The 18,654-nt window shown below is 62.6% G+C and carries 15 protein-coding genes; 7 read left to right on the top strand and 8 right to left on the bottom strand.

What is annotated here, in order from left to right:
• The first annotated feature begins 200 nt into the window (after nucleotides 1–200).
• Both AC04MD_RS01205 and AC04MD_RS01200 read left to right on the top strand, forming a co-directional pair.
• Entirely contained in the window at nucleotides 201–4,619 is a 4,419-nt protein-coding gene (locus AC04MD_RS01205; RefSeq protein WP_475495518.1) for a CHASE domain-containing hybrid sensor histidine kinase/response regulator, read from the top strand.
• Nucleotides 4,620–4,623: 4 nt separating this feature from the next.
• On the top strand, nucleotides 4,624–5,646 hold the full coding sequence (locus AC04MD_RS01200) for a response regulator (protein ID WP_475495517.1): 1,023 nt from the start codon (nucleotides 4,624–4,626) through the stop codon (nucleotides 5,644–5,646).
• Nucleotides 5,647–5,903: 257 nt separating this feature from the next.
• Here AC04MD_RS01200 and AC04MD_RS01195 read toward each other — a convergent pair whose 3' ends face one another.
• The 7 genes from AC04MD_RS01195 to AC04MD_RS01165 form a co-directional block, all read right to left on the bottom strand.
• Nucleotides 5,904–6,200, bottom strand: a complete 297-nt coding sequence (locus tag AC04MD_RS01195; RefSeq protein ID WP_475495516.1) for a hypothetical protein — start codon at nucleotides 6,198–6,200, stop codon at nucleotides 5,904–5,906.
• A gap of 125 nt (nucleotides 6,201–6,325) precedes the next feature.
• The gene (locus tag AC04MD_RS01190) at nucleotides 6,326–6,784 is read right to left on the bottom strand and encodes a hypothetical protein (protein ID WP_475495515.1); all 459 of its coding nucleotides are present in this window, start codon (nucleotides 6,782–6,784) and stop codon (nucleotides 6,326–6,328) included.
• Nucleotides 6,777–6,995: a hypothetical protein gene (locus tag AC04MD_RS01185; protein WP_475495514.1), complete on the bottom strand. Its 219-nt coding sequence runs from the start codon at nucleotides 6,993–6,995 to the stop codon at nucleotides 6,777–6,779. Before AC04MD_RS01185 ends, AC04MD_RS01190 begins: the two co-directional genes overlap by 8 nt.
• Nucleotides 6,996–7,063: 68 nt before the next feature.
• Nucleotides 7,064–7,600 (bottom strand): hypothetical protein, encoded by a 537-nt coding sequence (locus AC04MD_RS01180; RefSeq protein WP_475495513.1) that lies wholly within the window; start codon nucleotides 7,598–7,600, stop codon nucleotides 7,064–7,066.
• A gap of 256 nt (nucleotides 7,601–7,856) precedes the next feature.
• Nucleotides 7,857–8,540: an Nmad2 family putative nucleotide modification protein gene (locus tag AC04MD_RS01175; protein WP_475495512.1), complete on the bottom strand. Its 684-nt coding sequence runs from the start codon at nucleotides 8,538–8,540 to the stop codon at nucleotides 7,857–7,859.
• A gap of 8 nt (nucleotides 8,541–8,548) precedes the next feature.
• Nucleotides 8,549–9,790 (bottom strand): hypothetical protein, encoded by a 1,242-nt coding sequence (locus tag AC04MD_RS01170; protein WP_475495511.1) that lies wholly within the window; start codon nucleotides 9,788–9,790, stop codon nucleotides 8,549–8,551.
• 97 nt (nucleotides 9,791–9,887) lie between these two features.
• Complete coding sequence (locus AC04MD_RS01165) at nucleotides 9,888–10,364, bottom strand: hypothetical protein (RefSeq protein ID WP_475495510.1); 477 nt, start codon at nucleotides 10,362–10,364, stop codon at nucleotides 9,888–9,890.
• A 198-nt stretch (nucleotides 10,365–10,562) separates the two neighbouring features.
• Between AC04MD_RS01165 and AC04MD_RS01160 the strand changes: the two genes are divergently transcribed.
• The gene (locus tag AC04MD_RS01160; protein WP_475495509.1) at nucleotides 10,563–10,883 is read left to right on the top strand and encodes a hypothetical protein; all 321 of its coding nucleotides are present in this window, start codon (nucleotides 10,563–10,565) and stop codon (nucleotides 10,881–10,883) included.
• Here the strand turns inward: AC04MD_RS01160 and AC04MD_RS01155 are convergent.
• Nucleotides 10,858–11,400 (bottom strand): hypothetical protein, encoded by a 543-nt coding sequence (locus AC04MD_RS01155; RefSeq protein WP_475495508.1) that lies wholly within the window; start codon nucleotides 11,398–11,400, stop codon nucleotides 10,858–10,860. The two genes, AC04MD_RS01160 and AC04MD_RS01155, sit on opposite strands and share 26 nt — an antisense overlap.
• A 123-nt stretch (nucleotides 11,401–11,523) precedes the next feature.
• Between AC04MD_RS01155 and AC04MD_RS01150 the strand changes: the two genes are divergently transcribed.
• Genes AC04MD_RS01150 through AC04MD_RS01135 form a run of 4 tightly spaced genes read left to right on the top strand, consistent with a single transcriptional unit; the run spans nucleotide 11,524 to nucleotide 18,654 of the window.
• Nucleotides 11,524–14,334, top strand: a complete 2,811-nt coding sequence (locus AC04MD_RS01150; protein WP_475495507.1) for a type I restriction endonuclease subunit R — start codon at nucleotides 11,524–11,526, stop codon at nucleotides 14,332–14,334.
• Nucleotides 14,331–16,097 carry a restriction endonuclease subunit S gene (locus AC04MD_RS01145; RefSeq protein ID WP_475495506.1) on the top strand — a complete coding sequence of 589 codons (1,767 nt, stop codon included), beginning with the start codon at nucleotides 14,331–14,333 and terminating at the stop codon, nucleotides 16,095–16,097. The genes AC04MD_RS01150 and AC04MD_RS01145 overlap by 4 nt, the downstream gene beginning before the upstream one ends.
• Before the next feature lie 2 nt (nucleotides 16,098–16,099).
• Complete coding sequence (locus AC04MD_RS01140) at nucleotides 16,100–17,845, top strand: AAA family ATPase (RefSeq protein WP_475495505.1); 1,746 nt, start codon at nucleotides 16,100–16,102, stop codon at nucleotides 17,843–17,845.
• On the top strand, nucleotides 17,842–18,654 hold the full coding sequence (locus tag AC04MD_RS01135; protein ID WP_475495504.1) for an HNH endonuclease family protein: 813 nt from the start codon (nucleotides 17,842–17,844) through the stop codon (nucleotides 18,652–18,654). The genes AC04MD_RS01140 and AC04MD_RS01135 overlap by 4 nt, the downstream gene beginning before the upstream one ends.

Below are 18,654 nucleotides of genomic sequence, written 5' to 3'. Positions count from 1 at the left end.
CCCGTCGCGGCGTCCCGGCAGCTTGAGCATCACCTCACACTGGCCTAGAGTGCAGCTTCGTGCTTACCGCAGCCCTTTGTCGGAAGGGCCCATGTCTCGGAGACGTGCGGGGGTAGTACATGCGGGAGGAGGGAGCAAAGGGACATGTTCCGCGACGGCCACTGGACCGCCGCTGGCTCGCGTGTGCCCTGTGTCTGGCGGTGATCGCCCTGTCCGCCCTCGCGGGCGCGCTGCAGCACCGAGCGAACGATGCGCGCCAGCGCGCCCGTTTCGACCAGTTGGCGAACACCGCCACGGCCACGCTCCACTCCCAGCTGGCTGCCTTCGAACACGGCCTGCGCGGCGCGCGCGGCGCCGTGATCGCCGCCGGCCCGGAGCTGGACCGGGAACGTTTCCAAGCCTATAGCGCCTCGCGCGACTATGCGCGCGAGTTCCCCGGCATCCGCGGTTACGGCTACATCCAGCGTGTCGCTCCCGCCGAAGAGGCGCGCTTCGTCCAGATGGCGCGGGAAGACGGCATGCCCCACTTCGCCATCCGCACCCTGGCACCGCATGCGGGTGAACGATTCGTCATTCGCTACCTGGAGCCGATGACGAACAACGAGGCGGCCATCGGACTGGACATCGCGTCGGAAGCCGCGCGCCGGGAGGCCGCGCTGGCTTCGGCGCGCAGCGGCCAGGCCACGTTGTCCCGCCCGATCACGCTGGTGCAGGAAGCAGGAAGCGCGCGCCATGGGTTCCTGTTGTTGCTGCCCGTCTACCGCGACGGGGCGCCTGCGGATACCGACGACGCGCGCTGGCAGGCGACACGCGGTTGGGCATACGCCGCCCTGAACATCGACGCGGTCCTCGAACGGCCGGAACACACCGACCGCCTGTACGATCTGGCCCTCTCCGATGCCGGCGAGGACGCGCGCCACGGACCGTTCTACGCCAGCGCCGACTTTTCCTCGCCGGGCGTGCGCAGCCTGGCGACGGAACGCGCCATTCGCATCCACGGACGGGACTGGCGCGCGCACTACGTGGCCCGGCCCGCTTTCGTGCAGGGACTGGGCCTGCCCTCCCCGCTCTTGGTGGCCATGGCCACCGCCGGCCTGGGCCTGCTGAGCGTGGCGGTGTGGTATCTGGTCGCCACTTCGCGGGAACGGCGTCGCGCGGCTTTCCTCGATCATGTCCGGCTGGCGGCGCTGGTCACCGGCTCGACGGAGACCATCATCGCCTGCGACCCCACAGGCCGCATCACGCTGTGGAATGCGGCGGCAGAAAAGATGCTGGGCTACCCCGCCGACGACACGCTGGGCCGGCCCCTCCCGACGGTCCTCACTGATGAATCCGGGCAGCCCGCGTTCCAGGACATATCCCGGGACATCCAGGGCACGCGCCATCGTCTGCGACGCCACGACGGGGGCGTTGCCGACGTCCGCGCCAGCCTCTCGGTCATCCGTGACGTCGACGGACAAACCCAGGGCGCGTCGCTCTTCCTGCATGACCTCACGCACCACTTGCGCGCGGAAGAGCAGTTCCGCCGTGTGGTAGAGGCTTCGCCAAGCGCCATCCTCATGGTGGACGAGGCCGGTCGCATCCAGCTGGCCAACGCCAAGGCCGAAGAGCTCTTCGGCTATGCACGCGAAGACCTGTTCGGCCAGCCCGTGGATCGCCTGCTGCCGACCGACACGCGCCGGCACCATGCCGGCTACATCGAGCGCTATTTCGGCCAGCCACAGGCCCGTCCGATGGGCGCGGGCCGCGACCTGTACGGCCTTCGACGCGACGGCACCCGCGTGCCGATCGAGATCGGCCTCAACCCCATACATACCGCGGAGGGACGTTTCGCGCTCGCGTTCATCATCGACATCACCGAACGCAAGCGGCACGAGGAGGGCATCATGCGCCTCAATGCCACGCTCGAGCAGCAGGTGCTGGACCGCACCGCGCAGATCCGCACCTATTCTTCGCGACTGGGCGCCATCCTCGAACACGCGGGCTACGCCATCGTCGCCACCGATCCGCAGGGCCGCATCACCCTGTTCAATCCGGCGGCCGAGCGCATGCTGGGACACGCGGCCAGCGAAGTCACCGCCGGCGGCACCAGCGTCGATCTCCTGCACGATGACGCGGAGCTGTGGTCGCGATCCCTCGCGCTGTCCGCACGCCACGGCACCCATGTCGGCGCCACCTTCGCCCAGATCGCCAGCCTGTCCACCGCCGCCGGCAGCGATATCGCGGAATGGACCTACGTGCGCCGGGACGGCACGCATCTGCCGGTGACATTGAATGTCAGCGCCCTTCGCGACGAGCACGGCGAGGCATCGGGCTTCCTGGTGATGGCCTCGGACCTGACCGAACAGAAGCAACGCGATTCGGAGTTGCACCAGGCGATCAGCGCGGCGGAACAGGCCAATCGCTCCAAGAGCGATTTCCTGGCCAACATGAGCCACGAGATCCGCACGCCCATGAACGCGATCCTCGGCATGCTGTATCTGCTGGACCGTGTGGATCTTCCCGCGGCCGCGCAGGACATGATCCGCAAGATAAACCTGGCCGCGCGTTCCCTGCTGAGCATCATCAACGACGTGCTCGACTTCTCGAAGATCGAGGCCGGTCGCATCGAGGTGGAGGAAGCGCCCTTCGACCTGGCCGAGGTGCTCGACAACGTGGCGACGCTGATGGGCTCGGCGGTGGATGCGCGTACGGTGGAGATGCTCGTATCGCCGGCACCCGATGGCGCGCGCCACCTGCGTGGCGATGCGCTTCGCCTGGGCCAGGTGCTCGTGAACCTGGTGAGCAACGCCATCAAGTTCACCGAGCGCGGCGAGGTGTCGCTCCAGGTGGAACGCCTGCCCATCGAGGATCCAGGCAACGTCCTCCTGCGCTTCACGGTCAGCGATACGGGCATCGGCATCCCTGCCGAGAAGCAGGCAATGATCTTCTCGCCCTTCTCGCAAGTCGATTCGTCCACCACGCGTCGCTTCGGCGGCACCGGACTCGGCCTGAGCATCTGCAACCGGCTCGTGGCGTTGATGGGTGGAACGCTTCAGGTGGACAGCACGCCCGGCCAGGGCAGCAGGTTCCGCTTCGAGCTGCTGTTTCCCCGGGAGCAGACGCCGGATGAGGCCGCGACTGTCCGCAGCCCCTGGCACGTGCTGGTCGTGGATGACCACGATACCGCACGCGAGCACCTGAGCATGGTCGTGCGCGGGTTCGGGTGGACGGTCGAAGAGGCCGAGTCCGGCACCCGGGCGATAGCGCGCCTGGCGACATCGGAGGGCACGCCCTGTGACGTCGTGCTGATGGATTGGCAGATGCCGGGCCTGGACGGGCTGAGTGCAGCCGCCGACATCCGCAAGGGCCTGCAGTCATCGCAGCAACCCATCATCATCATGGTGACGGCGTTCGAGCGGCAGCTCGTGGACCACGAACCCCATCGGACCGCGGTGGACGCGGTCCTGACCAAGCCGGTGACGGCATCGGTCCTGTACAACGCCATCAATGAAGTCCTCGCACGTCGCGATCCGAGCCTGCGACGCCGCCGTGCCACCCCCGCTTCGGGACATCTGCTCGCAGGCTACCGACTGCTGGTGGTGGACGATAGCGAAATCAACCGGGAAGTCGCGCAGCGCATCCTGGAAGGAGAAGGCGCGACGGTCACACAGGCCAGCGACGGACGCGAAGCCCTGGACGTGCTGAGTGAAATGCCGGACCTGTTCGACGCCGTGCTGATGGACGTGCAGATGCCGGTGATGGACGGCTATGAAGCCACGCGCCGCATCCGCGGCCTGCCCGCGCTCGCCGGCATGCCCGTGATCGCGCTGACCGCGGGCGCCTTCAAGCCGCAACAGGATGCGGCATTGGCGGCCGGGATGAACGCCTTCGTGGCCAAGCCCTTCGAAGTGCCTGATCTGGTCGCCGCCATTACGCGTTTCGCGCCCACCCCTGCGTGCCCACCCTCCGAACGGCCGCCTCACGTGGATGCTCACGATGCAACGCCTACGATCGCTGCGCCGGAGAACATCGACCCGCAACTGCTTGATGTGCAGCGGGGCCTGGCGTATTGGCGCGAGGAGGCACCCTACAAGCGCTATCTGGCGCAGTTCGCGCGACGCTACGGCGACCTCGTGGAGACGCTTGAACTCTCCCTGCGTCGGCACGAGACGATGCAGGCATGCGCCGACGTGCACCGCATGCGCGGCGCCGCGGCTTCGCTCGCGATGAGCAGCCTGGTGGCGATCAGCGCCGACATCGAGGAACACCTTCGGAACGGTGAAGAGATCGGCGACCTGCTGCCGAGCCTGCGGGTGACCCTGCGCGAGACGCTGGACGATGTGGCGCAGTACGTGGCGTCGGGTGCCGGCCCCGATGCGCCACTCGCCCGCCAGATAGACGACCCGATCGTCGCGCTGGAGGGATTGCTCGCCGCGCTGGACAGCGACGATGCCGACATCATCGAGCAGGCGCTCGGCGGCATCGCTGACGGGATTCTGCCTGGCGACGCCCGCGACCGGCTGGCGCTTCGCATCGAGGAATTCGACTACCGTGCCGCCGAAGCCGACGCCAGGGCCCTGCTGGAAGACCTGAACGCCCGCGTCCCGGACCCGTCCCCCGACGTCGACGAGGAGTGAACCCATGCCGCACGGACCGATCCTCTGCGTGGACGACGAGCCTAACAACCTGGCGCTGTTTCGCCAGATCCTCGGCGACGACCACCGCCTGGTCTTCGCACGGGACGGCGAGCAGGCGCTGCGTGCGGCCGAGAAGCATGCACCGAGCCTGGTCTTGCTGGACGTGGAGATGACGGGGATGGATGGCTATGAAGTGGCCTGGGCCCTGAAGGCGCATCCATCCACCGAGCACATCCCCATCATCTTCGTCACGGCGCTGGATCGCGAAGTGGACGAGCGCACCGGTTTCGCCTGCGGCGGCGTGGACTACATCACCAAGCCCGTCTCGCCGTTCATCCTGCGCGCCCGCGTCAACACGCACCTCTCGCTGGTGCGGGCGTCCGCGCTCAGCAAGAGCTACCAGGACGCCATCCAGATGCTCAGCGTGGCGGGGCACTACAACGACTCCGATACCGGCGCCCACATCTGGCGCATGGCGGCCTATGCGCGCGTGCTGGCCGAAGCGGTGGGCTGGGACACGGCGCGCGCCAAACTGCTTGAACAGGCCGCGCCGATGCACGATACCGGCAAGATCGGCATCCCGGATGCGATCCTCAAGAAGCCCGGAAAGCTCAACCCGCGCGAATGGGATGTCATGCAGCGCCACACGCTGATCGGGCATGAAATCCTGAGCCGCAGCCACGCACCGCTGTTCGAACTGGCGGCGGAAGTCGCGCTCAACCACCACGAGCGCTGGGACGGAACGGGCTACCCGCATGCGCTCGCTGGCGACAGCATCCCCGAGTCGGCGCGCATCGTGGCCATCGCGGACGTCTTCGATGCGCTGGCCAGCCGTCGTCCCTACAAGGACGCGTGGCCCGTCGACGTGGTGGTCGCCAAGATCCAGGAAGGACGGGGCACACACTTCGACCCCGCCATGGTCGATGCCTTCGAGGACTGCATGCCCCGGATCCTCGAGGTGAAGGCGTACTGGGACCGACAGGAGGCCGGATCCGAGGAGGCTTCCCAGGACCGGCTGCACGGTTGAGACGCTTGCGTCACTCCGGTGTGGCGATGGCCGCCTCCGGATTCACTGCCGCTATCGTGGAACCGAGCCGTCATGGAAGCCGGTCGACCAACACTGCGATACGTTGAGGCCTGTCCACCGTTCGCCTCATCGTCCATGTGGCGTGGCAGAAGCCTGTTGGCTATCAGCCAGGCCTAGTTGTCGCAGAGGCGATGCTGGGTCATGCCGCTGACGCCCGGCTTGAGCCGATCCGTGATGCGTGTGGACTGGATGGATCGCTAGAGGTGCGTACTCAGGAAGCCGGAAAGCGGCGCCAGCAGTGCGCACAGGATGGGGGCGGCATGCCGGAGGGGCGAGAACCGACCGGTCTGCTGCACGTGTCGCGCGGCAAGCAGGAACAGCACGCTCGCCGAGAGAAAGACGGCAGTGAGGACGTATCCGAGTGCCCGTGGCCCGCCGGCCGCTTCCGGTGGCGGCCACGAGGTGGTGACCGCTCCCATAAGCGCCAGGCCCAGGGCGATCACGCCGAGCAGGTCCTCGAGCCCGACGATCAGCTTTCTCAATGTGGTTGGCATGCTGGATGGCACCGCTACGCCAACGGACCTTGGCCATCGATCTCTACTACGGCGATGACGTCTTGATCCCTGGTATCCGCCTGACCTGAGCCAAGCCGCTGAGCAGGTCCTGCTTGCATGCGTTATCAGGGCCCCGGCGAGTCATCTGCAAGCGACGACTCGTGTTCGGGATCTGCGAGGAGAAAGGTATCTCCATTGCTGGCCGTCATGCTGCCGGTGCCCAGGCTACGCATCTCCCACTGCCACCTGTCGTAGCGGGTCTCGAAGGTACCTCGCGCGACACACGGGCCATGAAGGAAGAAGTCGTGCTGTTGCCGCCCGGAGATCAGTACGGCCTTGTCGAAGAAGGTCCGAACCTGCTTCGACGTCACCACAAACCCAGCGCACCCCTCGCTCTTGGGCCCGACACCTGTCTCCGTCACGACGATCCTGGTGATGGGGCCGACCGGGCTGCACAACGCCATGGCAGGGAGGAGCAGCCCGGCCATCAACGAGAGGTACGCCATGTACGTGGCCATCGGTGCCTGCCGCCTGAATCGAGAAGACCCGCAAAGCAGGTTCTTTTTGAATGGACTGTCAGGCATCGGCCTGCTCCCACAGGCGCCCTGCCCTGACCACCTTGCAGTGGTAGCAACCACTGCGCCGGTCGTCCAGGTTGTACCACGCGTGGCCCCCTCCCGCCGCCTCGCAGTCCTGGCCCTTGTCGGCAATGCCGGCCTCGATCAGGAACCAGGGCAAATGCGTGCGTACGGCGGTCCTCCAGCGATAGGGAGACGGCTTGGACGTAGGGTTCATTCGAGACCTGACGCCTGGTTTAGGGCGACCCGCGAAGCGCGAGCTTGAATGAATGGTCAGGCACTTGCTTACCGCCTGAATTCCGTAACGCTCTTTTGAATTTCCATGCTGGAAAAATAGACCGGGTAGTGGGTTCGAATGTGGCGAACCATGTCGGCTTCATTGTCTTCAATGGAAATCTTGACCATCTCATTGTCAGTGGTGACATCGATATGGCCAACGTAGGTGATTTTTCCTGGCGCAACCGAAAAACGGTTGGACGAGTGGAAGCTGGCTTGTCTCCGGGACTCACCAATCACCTTGCTCCACATGTAGTCGCCGGGCGCTACAGGCATAAGCCAGTACTTCTCCCCGGCCTCCATTACCACGGACTCGTCCGGGCCGACGAAGTATTCCTTCATCAAGGACTCCGAGGTTTCGAGTGCCGTGAACTTCTTGTATTGGAGTTGCCCGTGGCGAATATTCGTAGTGACCTTGAATGCGACGACACCCTTCGCCGGGCTCACGCTCGCGCCATCTGAAATGCTGTTTGTCGATGCGCAAGCGGCGAGAAACAGCAGTGCAATCGAAACGGCGACATGTCGAATGATCCTGGCGGTGCGCATGTGGTTCCTGTGCGTTCGTGCCGAACTACCCAATAGCCGGATCGGGGTCCGGTTATGCGACTTGCCCACAGCCGGCCGTACGGTGGGCTATCCCCTTGATACCGCCCGATCTTAGGGCCGCCGGCTCCGGCCAACAAGCCGACGTATAACCGGATCCCGACAAGGGTGGGAAACAGCGAGGCCCCGCAGTGCGGGGCCTCGTTCGTTATTGAACCGGTGGTGGGATCAGGCGCAAATGCCGCTCTCTGAGGCTGGGCTATGTGGCGCACCCTCGGGGAACACACGGTGGGCGGCGGCCCGGCGTATCGCGCCGGATCCTGCACTTCTCGGGCCGGGAACGTCCGCAGCTGCGGAGCCCAACCCCGGACTTCCTGCGAATCTGCGGCGACGCCAACGACGCCCTGCCCTCATCGCTCTCCGGGCGCCATGGCGAACACGGCAATCCATGCATGCCGTACTCGAACCTGGAGCGGAACCAGTCGACCAGCGACAGCACATGGCCTACGTGCAGGTCGCCGCGATAGCCGCGTCCCCGTTTGAAAAGCGATGCCCGCTGCAGTGTGACCGGGAGTTCAGTGCACGACAGGGCGTTGCGTCCGAAGTAGAAGTAGTTCGAGGATATGAGCGCAAAGAGATTTCCATGATTACGCTCGATGGCATCGTTCCGTCCACGGAACCGGGGGTCTGCCAGGAATCTCGAGAACGACAACTTCTCGTCCACCCGCATCAGGTACACGATGCGATTCACGCCCGCACTCTCCGGACCCGCGCCGCCCGACCCCAGGATCCAGTCCCCGGGCGACGCCATCTCGACGATGTTGCGTCGCCCACCCGCCCCACCGAACTTGCAGTGCACGAGGCTGCAGTACCCACCATAAGGATTCGGGGCGAATCCCAGATCGTGGTCCACCACATAGGAGAAAAGTCGCGGCGCGCCCATCGCACTCCTCATGCCGCATGGCCTTGCTTGACCAGCGCCAGCAACCACGGCGTCGCTGTCGCGAGTCGTTTGCCGCGGAACCAGAGACAGCCGATCTCCCGCCACTCCAACAGACGCTGCACGTCCTTCTTCGGCTCTTTCGGCAATAGCACCGCCAGCTTCGGACGCTGCGTCTCGGGAAAACGGAAGGCATAGGCGTACAGCTGCCCCATCGCCATTCTGACCTCCGCTTCGTACTCGCTGCTCTTGACCTCGATCAGCAGGTCCTTCCCCGTCAGGGCGCGCTTCACTAGCACGTCGTACTTGGCATCCTTCTTCCTGCCTTCCAGCAACTCGAAGCGGCTGCTCCAGAGTCCCTTCAGATCATTCGTCATCGTGTTGTGCTGCCGACGGGCCATGATCTCCGAGGATCGGGCGATACGTTCCACGTCCGCGTCGTCCTTAAGCGGGAGTTCGGCGCCGTCCACGGGCTTGGTGGCCAGTACCGCACCCTCCGCCTTCGGATGCGCGCGATTGCTTTTCTTCAGCGCGGCATTCTTGTCCGCCACCACCTGTTCCAGATCGGCCTGGTCCAGATCAGCGGAGTCGTGGATTCCGTTCGTCCCATACTGGCTGACCATTACCCAGTACTGCGCTTCCAGACTTGAACTGCCCGCGCGGTGCCGGGCCAGCAACGCCTTGATCCCCCGGCGTCCGTTGATGATGGGGAATCGCCTGCGGGGATCGAGGGAGAACAGCAGCGGCGTCAGCAGGAACGCCGGCTTCATCTCCCGGCGCTTGCTCGGATCCGGGATGGCAGGCAGCGCGTCGATACGCGACGCCAGCCACGCGCCGTCCTGATCGCTGGTCAGCCTTCTGGCTTTGCGTACGAGAGGCGCGATGGCGTCGATATTCTTGCGTATCCAGGGCAGCGCGCTGTTCCGGTAGGCGCCGTAGAAGTTGGTGAATCCGGTGTCCTTCCTGATCAGGGCAGGCAATCCGGGCGATCCGACGATCTTTCCTATCTGCTTCGCGGCATCGGCGAGGCTGGACTGCTCGTCCAGCCGAGGGAATACATGCAGCAGCCCGGGCAATTTTGCGCTGGCCACATAACCGGCCTTCTCGCCCTCGGAACTGCCCGTGATCCAGGTGAGCTGGCAGAGGCCATAGATCTGCTCGGCGGTAAGTTTTCCACGCGTCAGCATGTGATCTGCGAGAACACCCACCAGCGTCTGGGTAAGACGCTGCCGGTCCTTCCATTCCTGTGCCATGCCGCTCTCCTTTCCGAGTCTGCTGCAAGGGTCCGCGATGGGCGGCTACTAAACAAGAAGGCCCCGCGATGCGGGGCCTTCAGGGGAACGGGGGAGATCAGACGTTCGGTGGGGACATCGCGCCGGCGCCCGCGCGGCGACGGTTGAAGCGCGAAGCCAGGGCATTGCGGGCTTCGTCCACGCCTTTGTCCTTGCCGGCCACTTTCAGCACGCCGTAGACCTCGAGGGAGGCGGCCATGACGTCGCTGCTGAGGGCGCGTTCGGTGTCTTCCATGCGCTGCATGAGGTAGGCCATGCGGGCGAGACGGGGCCGTAGAGCCGTCAGGGCGAGGTGGTCCTGGCGGAAGGCGTCGATGTCGAAGTCGCGGGGCATCAGGCCGGCGTGCTGTCCGGCGACTTCGAGGGCTTTGTCGCAGAAGGCGCGCGACTTGTCGCCCATCTTCACCAGTTCCAGGCGTTCGTCCGGGGTGAGGGCGATCAGCAGGTCGAGGTCGGCTTCCAGGGCGGTGAGGGAGCCGTCGATGCGTTCCAGCCGGTCGGTCTGGAAGGTCATGGCGATGCGGTTCTGTGTCATGTGCTTGCGTCCATTCGGGTGATACCGACCGGGTCCGGCCGGCACCCGCAATCTAACGCCGCGGCACCGCGTGAAATCTGTCACGTTTGCTAATGGAGTACTTCTCACACTCCCCTGCCCGATTGGATCGAAAACATCGGGCGTTGCATCGAAAAGATCCGACGTTGGATCAAAAACATCGGGCGCTGGATCGAAACGATGCAACGTTGCATCGAAACGATGGATCGTTGGGTCTTAGTGTTAGATGATCCGATGAAAAAGATGGAACGGTGGATCGAAACGATGGAACGTTGGATGTTTTTGATAGATGAGCGAGTGAAAAAGATGGAACGTTGGATCGAAAAGATCGGGCGTTCGATCGAAATGAGAGAACGGAGCGTGGAAAACATCCAACGATGGATGTTCTTGTCAGGAGAGATGCAGCAGGAACGCCAAGGGCGGCTGCCTGTGCAGAACACGGTGAGCGGTAGTCCTCGCGGGCACGACACTTACGTCACGCCCCCACCCTCACCGACCTGATGATCCCGACGAAGTCGACTTCGTCGTAGAACGCCGGATCGTCGCTGCTGGACAGGCCGAGGGTGAATGCGAGGCCAGGGGTGAAGACCAGGTAGCTGCGACTGCGCACGCCGATCTCCACGATCTCGTCCCGGGGCTGGGTGAAGAGGGTGAAGTTGCCCCTGACCAGGGTGGCGCGGTAGCCGGCGACGATGGCCTCGTGGCTGGCGAACTCGAGCGTGAAGTCGGGGCACTGCCCGCGCATGACGGCAAGCTGCCGGTCGAGGATATCGCCCGCCTGCTCGTTGTCGGGAATCGCCGACGGCCGTGCCGTCACCTGCAGCGTGGGATACGCATGCCGGTCGCTGTCGTGGTGCGCCTGGGCGCAGCAGAACGGCTTGTTGGCGAACGCGAACAGGTCCTCCGGCCCCGCCGCCCGTTTCCACTGCTCCACGGGCGACCAGGCGGGAGGTAGGAATCGCCAGTGGTCGGGGATGTCGAGGGAGAACTGAAAGTAGCGGTCGGTGAAGGTGGGCATAAGGATGGTTTTGAAGGGCCTAACGCCGCCCAGGACTGCCCCCGATTGGGGCACCCGTTCATTTGAGACTATCCTACCGATCGACCCTTAGCCCTGTTGGGCTGCTCGCCTCGAGGATCCCGGATGACCCCCGAAACCAAGGCCCGCCAACTCATTGATTCCAAACTTGAAGTGGCAGGCTGGGTTGTCCAGGACACCAAGCAGTTGAACCTGTCGGCTGGACCCGGCGTGGCGGTCCGGGAGTACCCCACGGACTCCGGACCTGCGGACTACGTTCTGTTCGTCAACCGTGAGCCGGTGGCGGTGATCGAAGCCAAGCGCGAGGAGGAAGGGTCCAAGCTGAGCGCTCACGAGACGCAGACCGAGCGCTACGCCAACGCCACACTGAAATGGCGCAAGGGTAATCAGCCGCTGCGGTTCCTCTACGAGAGCACCGGGCGGATCATCTTCTTCACCGACGGTGCCGATCCTGCACCGCGCGCGCGCGAGCTGTTCCACTTCTTCCGGCCGCAGGCATTGACCGAATGGGCGACGCAGCCCGATACCCTGCGTCGCCGCCTGACCTGTATGCCGCCCTTGCCTGAGCGCAATCTGCGCGACTGCCAGGTCAGCGCAGTCACCGGACTGGAAGCCTCGCTGGCGAAGAACAAGCCACGCGCCCTCGTCCACATGGCCACCGGTGCGGGCAAGACCTTCACCGCGATCACCTCGGTCTATCGCCTGCTCAAGTTCGGCGGCGCCAAGCGCATCCTGTTCCTGGTGGACACGCGCAACCTGGGCAAACAGGCGCACCAGGAGTTCATGGCCTACACACCGCCGGATGACGGACGGAAGTTCACCGAGCTGTACAACGTGCAGCGGCTGTCCTCCAGCCACATCGACCCGCACGCGCAGGTCTGCATCAGCACCATCCAGCGTATGTACTCGATCCTGTCGGGCACCGAGCTGGCCGAAGCCGGCGAGGATATCTCGCTCAACGAACTTGGCCAGACGGATGCACAGGCGAAGCTGGTGCAGTACAACCCTCTGGTCCCCATCGAGACGTTCGATTTCATCGTCATCGACGAATGCCATCGCAGCATCTACAACCTGTGGAAGCAGGTGCTGGACTATTTCGATGCCTTCCTGATCGGCCTGACCGCCACGCCGGACAAGCGCACCTACGGCTTCTTCAACGAGAACGTGGTGGCCGAGTACAGCTACGAACAATCGGTGGTCGACGGCGTGAACGTGGGTTACGACGTCTACGAGATCGAAACCGAGATCACCGCCAAGGGCGCGGAGCTGAAAGCGAAGGAATGGGTGGACCACCGCGACCGCGAGACCCGTGCCAAGCGCTGGGCACAGACGGAAGAGAACACGCCCTACGGCGCCACTGATCTCGACAAGTCGGTCGTCAATCCAAGCCAGATCCGCAACGTGGTCAAGGCGATGAAAGCGGCGGTCGAGACCACCATCTTCCCGCAGCGCAAGGAGACGCCGAAGACCCTCATCTTCGCCAAGACAGACAGCCATGCCGACGACATCATCCGGATGGTCCGGGAGGTCTATGGCGAGGGCAATGCGTTCTGCAAAAAGGTCACGTACCGCGCCGGCACGGATGCGGAGACCGGCAAGCCGGTGCCGGGGGACGATGCCGACAGCGTATTGGCCAGCTTCCGCAACGACTACAACCCGCGCATCGCCGTCACCGTGGACATGATCGCCACGGGTACCGACGTGAAGCCGCTGGAAGTGTTGCTGTTCATGCGCGACGTGCGCAGCAAGGGCTACTACGAGCAGATGAAGGGCCGCGGTGTGCGCAGCCTGGACGCGGAAACGCTGAAGAAAGTCAGCAACTCGGCCGAGGGCGCGAAGACGCACTTCGTGCTGATCGATGCGGTGGGCGTGGAGAAGTCGCTGAAGACGGAGAGCCGCCCGCTGGAGCGCAAGCCTGGACTCAGCCTGGATAGCCTGCTGAAGGGCGTGGCGGTTGGCGCACGCGATGACGACACCGTACTGACCCTGGGCAATCGTCTGGTACGTCTGGCCAAGCAACTGGACGACAAGGCACTGAGCCGGATCAAGCAGGCTAGTGGCGGCATCGGGCTGCAGGATCTAGCCCGCGGATTGGTGCAGGCGCTGGACCCGGACCGCATCGCCGCTGATGCGCTGGACACCGCTACGGCGGCGGGCATAACCCGCAGTGTGGAGACGCTGACACCGGACGAGTTGGACGCTGCGCGACGCCATCGGGTGGATACGGCCTGTGCACCGTTCGATACCCCTGCCCTGCGCGAGCTGATCGAGTCCGCGCGGCGCGAGCGTGAGCAGTTGATCGACCACGTGAATCTTGATGCAGTGACGCGCAGCGAGTTCGCGGCGCAAGCGCAGGCCAATGCCGAGGCGGCCGTGGGCCGGTTCCGGGAGTTCCTGGAGGCGCATCGGGACGAGATCGCGGCGCTGGGATTCTTCTACGCCCAGCCGTACAGCCGACGGGCGCTGACGTTCGAAATGATCGAGGAGTTGCATGAGGCGTTGCAGCGCCCGCCTTTGATGCTGACCACGGAAAAGCTGTGGTCGGCCTACGCGCGGGTGCAGGAGAGCCAGGTGCGGGGCAGCGGCGTGCGCCGGCAGTTGACGGATCTGGTGTCGCTGGTGCGCTTTGCGCTGGGCCTGGAGGACGAGTTGCGGCCCTTTGCGGACAGCGTGGACAAGCGGTTCGCGGACTGGGTGTTCCGTCATAATGCACGCCGCGCCACGGCGTTCACGCCGGAGCAGATGGAGTGGCTGCGCCTGGTCAAGGACCATATCGCCAGCAGCTGCCGGATCGAGCGCGACGATTTCGACTACGCGCAGCTGGCCGGCAAAGGCGGGCTGCAGAAGGCGTGGACGGTGTTTGATGGCCAGTTGGATGAACTGCTGGCAGAGATGAATGAGGAGTTGGTGGCTTGACTATTAGCGAAGCGCAACATGAACTGCCAAGCGGTTGGTGCTGGGCAACAATCGGTGATACAGGCAAGTACATCAACGGGTTCGCTTTCAAGCCCGAGCACCGCGAAGCAGCCGGACGACCGATAGTTCGCATCCAGAACTTGACCGATCCGGAGAAGCCACTGTATAGGACGTCACTCAACGTCTCAGAGGATTTTCACGTCGCGACAGGTGAAATGCTCTTGAGTTGGTCGGCAACTGTCGACGTATTCGTTTGGAATCGCGAGCCGGCGCTTGTTAACCAACACATCTTCAGAGTGGCCCCTGACGAGGCCATTGTCGACAAAGCGCTGTTGTTCCACTGGCTCAAGGTTGCTATCGACCAGCTTCTGGATTCCGAGCACCTACACGGAAGCACCATGAAGCACATTAATCGTGGGCCTTTTATGGCCCATCGAATTCCTCTTCCGCCATTGCGCGAGCAACGCCGAATTGCCGAGGCACTGGAAGAGCTATTGTCCGATCTCGACGTCGGCGTGGCCGAGTTGCAGGCTGCGCAGCGCAAACTTAGGAAGTACCGTCAATCCCTGCTGAAAGCGGCAGTGGAAGGCGACCTGACCGCTGACTGGCGCGCGGCGTATGGCACGCCACGAGAAACAGGCGCGGAGCTACTGCAACGCATTCTCACCGAACGCCGCGCCCGCTGGGAGCAAAAGCAACTCGCCAGATTCGCCGAGCAAGGCAAGACGCCACCAAAAGACTGGCAAGCAAAATATCCCGCGCCTGTTGCGCCGGACATTGCCGAATTGCCATCGTTGCCAGCCGGATGGGTATGGGCAACTATCGATCAATGTTCAATCGATGAGAATGGCATCACGGATGGTCCATTCGGCTCGAACCTAAAGTCAGAGCACTACACAAAGTCTGGCCCTCGAGTAATTCGCCTTCAGAACATCGGCGATGGACGCTTCCTTGATGCACACGCTCATATTTCCGAGGATCACTACGAGCGTCTCCAGAAACACGCCGTGATCGAAGGTGATGTTGTTGTTGCTATGCTTGGCGACGTATTGCCTCGCTCCTGCGCCATACCTGCGGGCATTGCTCCGGCAATAGTCAAGGCAGATTGCGCTCGCGTTCGACTGAACCCTGAACTTGTTCCGCCGGAGTTTGCGGTAGCGGTGCTCAATGCAGAGCCGACGAGAAAGCGCGTAAACCAACTAGTGAAGGGAATTGGGCGGCCGAGAGTAAATCTCGGGCACATTCGCTCTATTTCACTTCCGTTACCGCCGAGAGCCGAGCAGAACCGGATCACCGAGGTTCTATCTGAGTTTCTGGAATCCTGTGACAGTCAGAACTCGGCCATTGAGAGAGGCTTTTATCTATCAGCTGCGCAGCGAAAGAATATTCTCAAGGCTGCGTTCGCCGGCCAACTGATTCCGCAAGATCCGACCGATGAACCCGCCGGCGCGCTACTAGCCCGAATAAGCGACGAGCGAGTGAAGCAATCCTCGCAACCCAAGGCGCGTAGAACCAAACTAGCAAAGGAGATAGCCGTCGTGGTAAGCAGACTGATCGACGTGCTCGCCGAGTCGGGAGACTGGGTGCCGGCACAGGAGGCCTTCCGCCGCTGTGGCGTGGCCGATGGCGCTGTCACGGAGCGCATTGAAGATCTGTACTTGGAGCTGCGCAAATTGGACAAGGCGGGCCGCCTGGCGGTGAAGCCCGTTCGTGATGAGCAGGGCCGCAAGCTTTTTGACGAGTTGAAGCTATTGGAAGGCTGAGTATGCGTCTAGACAAACTCACCATCGGTAGTGCGAAAGAGCCTGCAAACGGTGTCGACAAGCACAGATTCAAGAACCTGAAGAACGTCACCATTGACTTCGATCAGGAGCAATGGGTAACGGTCGTTATCGGCTGGAACGGCACCGGCAAGTCAAATGTGCTGGAGGCATTGGCCATCATCTTTCGCGATCTGATAGCCAAGAAGCGTACGCCCGAATTTGCTTTTCAACTGGCCTATCGCATGGGTGCGGGTGAGAGTCTGCGGCATGTACATATCAGCGCGGATCCGGATCGTGAAAAGGAACCTTTCACGATTCATGTCGCAACGGACGCTCAAGCCAGAGGCCAAAGCACATTATTGACTCCGGCGATTGAAGGCGAAAGGCCGGTGTCCGCCTTGCGTGGCGAACTCGTGAAGCTCTCCGCCTTCTTGAATGCGGATGCCCAGTACTTACCCCGCTACGTGTTCAGCTACTACTCGGGCGAAAGCTCGCGCATGCACGAGATATTTCGACCCTACCTGGAAACCTACGACAGCAAGCTGCGTAATGGTGAAGATCCCGGCATGAAGCGGTTGTTCTACGCCATGCCCGTACACAGCCAGTTCGTATTGCTGGCGTTTTTGATTCAGCAGTCCGAGGTGGTGCGTGCATTCCTGAACGATCACCTCGGAGTTGATCCTGACGAGGGAATCGAATCAGTGCTTTTCGTACTGAGGCAGCCACCGTGGAAATCCAAGGTCACTGACGGTGATCCTCGCTTCTGGAACGCGCGCGGCGTGGTGGCTGGCTTCTTGTCACGCCTGTATGACATAGCCTTGGCTCCTATCGAGGTCACTCGACGAGTCTCGACATCCCTTTGGAATAAGCAGGCGCTTCAGTTCAAGTATCTGTATGTTAAGGATATCGCTGCACTGCGGCTTTTGGTCGGCAATCAGACGCCGGCACAGTTCTTCCGTGACTTGGAGAGCACCTACGTTTCAGAGTTGATTGAAGAGGTGCGCATCCGAGTTCGTCTCAGGAAGAACGATGGCAGCGTGACATTCCGTGAGCTCAGTGAGGGTGAGCAGCAATTGCTCACCGTCCTTGGGCTGCTTCGCTTTACAGCTGAGGAAGAAAGTCTGTTCCTTTTAGATGAACCGGATACACACCTGAATCCGCGCTGGAGCGTGGACTACATTTCGTATTTACAGCAGTTCATTGCCAGTGGCACCAGGCGGGAGGAGACCAGCCACATTCTGCTCACAACTCACAACCCACTCGCGATTGCAGAGCTCGACCGCGAGCAGGTGCAAATTCTGCGCATGCAAGAGTATGAAGACCTTCGTCAAATAGTCGCTTGCTATCCGGAAATGGCGCCGCGCGGCATGGGTTTTGCAGCGATAGTGACGAGCGACATGTTCGGCATCACGTCCTCACTGGATCAGCCGACTCAAGAGCTCCTAGAAACTCAGAGGGCATTTGCAGCTAAGGAGGAACTCACAGCGGGCGAGCAACGCGAGCTTGATGGCATTAACGCGCAACTCGACAGGCTCGGCTTCCGGTTCTTTCATCCCGACGACGAGTATTCGCGATACCTACGCTTGCGCAATGAACTGTTAACTCTGAGATTTCAGACAGAGCAGCCCACGGAGCTAGCCAAGAAGGTGGTGAAAATGTCGCGCACCGAGCGGGAAGGATTGGCAAAACGCTTGATTGCAGAGCTGCTGGCCGTTGAAGCGAAGTCATCATCTGAGGCAGCTCAGTGAGGTACATAGACCGTGCGAAGCTGGTGAAGCCGGCAGGGTGGGTGGCGCGTGCGCAAGCGGCGTCACAAGCTGTTGCAGACGGAGAGGATCCGAACGATCACAGTGCGGTATGGCGCGACCTCAAGAACGGACTCGCCGATCTGTTGCACGACAAGTGCTGGTACTGCGAGTCGCCCGTGGATAGATCGGATAATGCAGTTGATCATTTTCGACCAAAGAATCGCGTGAGCGATGCAGGTAGACCCCACACGGGCTATCGCTGGCTAGCCTTCGACGTGAATAACTTTCGCTACGCATGTACCTATTGCAATAGCAGGCGCATAGATGTCGATGGCGATACTGCGGGCGGCAAGGCAGACCGGTTTCCGCTGATCGACGAAGCGCAGCGCGTCTATGTGGCTGGCCCCCTTTCCGCCGAGAGGCCACTGTTACTCGACCCATGTGAAATTGCAGATTGGCGCTCCTTGGGTTGCCATCAGGAGAATGGTCAGCCATGCGCAGCTAGTGGCGATCTCGTCTCCAAACGGCGGGCCGAAGCCTCTATCGAGATTTACCATCTCGACTACGAACCCACTTGCAAGCGCCGTCACGCCTCCGCTGTTCAGTTGATGGCGGATGTCGATGAGGGCAAGCGTCTCTTCGAACTTGCGGCGAATGACCCTAGTCGAGAGCCCGACTTCATGACGGTTGCGGCTCGCCTGCGACGAGCTATTGATCGTGACTCACCATACAGCGGTGACATGCACTTCCTTCTTCGCGGTCAGCGAGGAGAGGAGCACCCGTGGATTCAAGAGATCTTGGAAGCCTGA

This window comes from Pseudoxanthomonas sp. LjRoot206 (genome assembly GCF_056175725.1).
This window is presented reverse-complemented; position numbering and strand designations above follow the sequence as displayed.

What these genes read in the sequence shown, in the direction of transcription:
- AC04MD_RS01200 (WP_475495517.1), top strand. Translation starts at nt 4,624, where the DNA reads ATGCCGCACGGACCGATCCTCTGCGTGGACGACGAGCCTAACAACCTG.
- AC04MD_RS01195 (WP_475495516.1), bottom strand. Translation starts at nt 6,200, where the DNA reads ATGCCAACCACATTGAGAAAGCTGATCGTCGGGCTCGAGGACCTGCTC.
- AC04MD_RS01190 (WP_475495515.1), bottom strand. Translation starts at nt 6,784, where the DNA reads ATGCCTGACAGTCCATTCAAAAAGAACCTGCTTTGCGGGTCTTCTCGA.
- AC04MD_RS01185 (WP_475495514.1), bottom strand. Translation starts at nt 6,995, where the DNA reads ATGAACCCTACGTCCAAGCCGTCTCCCTATCGCTGGAGGACCGCCGTA.
- AC04MD_RS01180 (WP_475495513.1), bottom strand. Translation starts at nt 7,600, where the DNA reads ATGCGCACCGCCAGGATCATTCGACATGTCGCCGTTTCGATTGCACTG.
- AC04MD_RS01175 (WP_475495512.1), bottom strand. Translation starts at nt 8,540, where the DNA reads ATGGGCGCGCCGCGACTTTTCTCCTATGTGGTGGACCACGATCTGGGA.
- AC04MD_RS01170 (WP_475495511.1), bottom strand. Translation starts at nt 9,790, where the DNA reads ATGGCACAGGAATGGAAGGACCGGCAGCGTCTTACCCAGACGCTGGTG.
- AC04MD_RS01165 (WP_475495510.1), bottom strand. Translation starts at nt 10,364, where the DNA reads ATGACACAGAACCGCATCGCCATGACCTTCCAGACCGACCGGCTGGAA.
- AC04MD_RS01160 (WP_475495509.1), top strand. Translation starts at nt 10,563, where the DNA reads ATGCAACGTTGCATCGAAACGATGGATCGTTGGGTCTTAGTGTTAGAT.
- AC04MD_RS01155 (WP_475495508.1), bottom strand. Translation starts at nt 11,400, where the DNA reads ATGCCCACCTTCACCGACCGCTACTTTCAGTTCTCCCTCGACATCCCC.
- AC04MD_RS01150 (WP_475495507.1), top strand. Translation starts at nt 11,524, where the DNA reads ATGACCCCCGAAACCAAGGCCCGCCAACTCATTGATTCCAAACTTGAA.
- AC04MD_RS01140 (WP_475495505.1), top strand. Translation starts at nt 16,100, where the DNA reads ATGCGTCTAGACAAACTCACCATCGGTAGTGCGAAAGAGCCTGCAAAC.